This is a genomic window from Mesorhizobium sp. M0664 (assembly GCF_040320565.1).
Lineage (GTDB): Bacteria > Pseudomonadota > Alphaproteobacteria > Rhizobiales > Rhizobiaceae > Mesorhizobium.
Genome location: NZ_JAMYPW010000105.1, coordinates 1 through 1,368, shown reverse-complemented (window position 1 = coordinate 1,368; position 1,368 = coordinate 1). Strand labels below are relative to the sequence as shown.

General features: G+C 58.8%; 1 protein-coding gene. It reads left to right on the top strand.

Going from position 1 to position 1,368, the window contains the following annotated elements:
• The first annotated feature begins 77 nt into the window (after positions 1-77).
• Positions 78-1,295, top strand: coding sequence for an IS701 family transposase (locus NKI39_RS34130; RefSeq protein WP_352517281.1), 1,218 nt, complete (start codon positions 78-80; stop codon positions 1,293-1,295).
• Positions 1,296-1,368: the final 73 nt, after the last annotated feature.

Sequence of the window (1,368 nt, the reverse complement as noted above, 5' to 3'; positions counted from 1 at the left end):
CCTAGCACTACTTTGGCAGATTAATCCTCGGTTAACGATGATCGGCCATCTTTGGCGCTCCAACAGGGGTGCGAAGGATGGCAGAGCAGGATGTTGCCCTGACGGAATGGCTGAAGCCGTTCGTTGAGAAGCTTGGCCACAAGAAGCGGCGGCAGATGTGCCCGGTTTATATTTCTGGTCTCATCGGGCCGGGCGATCGCAAGAGTATCGAGCCGATGGCGGAACGCCTTGCGCCTGATCGCTACGACCGCCTGCATCATTTCATCTCGGATGGCATTTGGGACGCCGGTCCGCTTGAGGCGGAATTGGCGGTGCAGGCTGACAGAATAGTCGGGGCTTCGGATGCTTTTCTGGTGATCGATGATACAGCTCTTCCGAAGAAGGGCGACCATTCTGTTGGGGTCGCACCACAATATGCATCGATGCTGGGCAAGCGCGCCAACTGCCAGACGCTGGTGTCATTGACGCTGGCACGCGACGAAGTCCCTGTCCCGGTGGGTTTGCGGCTGTTCCTGCCCGAGAGTTGGACCAGCGATCAGGACAGAATGGCAAAAGCGGGCGTTCCCGAGCTATCGCGCGTATCCCGCACCAAGCCCGAGATCGCGCTCGGCGAGATCGATCGGCTGATTGCGGCAGGTGTCCGGTTTGGTACTGTGCTCGCGGATGCAGGTTTTGGTCTATCCGCTGCATTTCGCCAGGGTTTGAGTGCGCGGGGTCTCACCTGGGCTGTCGGCATTCCCAAGCATCAGAAGGTTTATCCCCATGATGTCGCATTGATCTTTCCTGTCGCCGGCCATGGACGGCCACGTAAGCATTCCATCCCCGATACGCTATCGACAGCAGCCGAAACGATCCTCGCGGCCTCGACGTGGAGGAAACTCAGCTGGCGGCGTGGCACCAAAGGCCGGTTGACCGCGCGCTTTGCTGCCCTGCGCATTCGAATTGCTGATGGCAGTCCGCAGCGTATTCTCGACAAGGGACAACAGCATATGCCAGGCGAGGAAGCCTGGTTGGTTGGCGAGTGGCGCTCAAACGATGAACGCAAGTACTACCTGTCCAATCTTCCAGCCGAGGCGACATTAAAGCAGCTGGCGGCGGCCATCAAAGCCCGATGGGTCTGCGAGCAGGCCCATCAGCAGATGAAGGAAGAGCTCGGTCTCGATCACTTCGAAGGCCGATCGTGGCAAGGCCTCCACCGACATGCACTGATGACAATGATCGCTTATGCCTTCCTGCAACATCAGCGCCTACATGAGGCAAAGCGGGAAAAAAAGGACGAGACGCGGCCCGCCTAAACCGACACTGCCAGCCATCCGACGCGCCGTCATAGCAGCACTCTCAAACCACCATCCGCCACAACGATGTCCA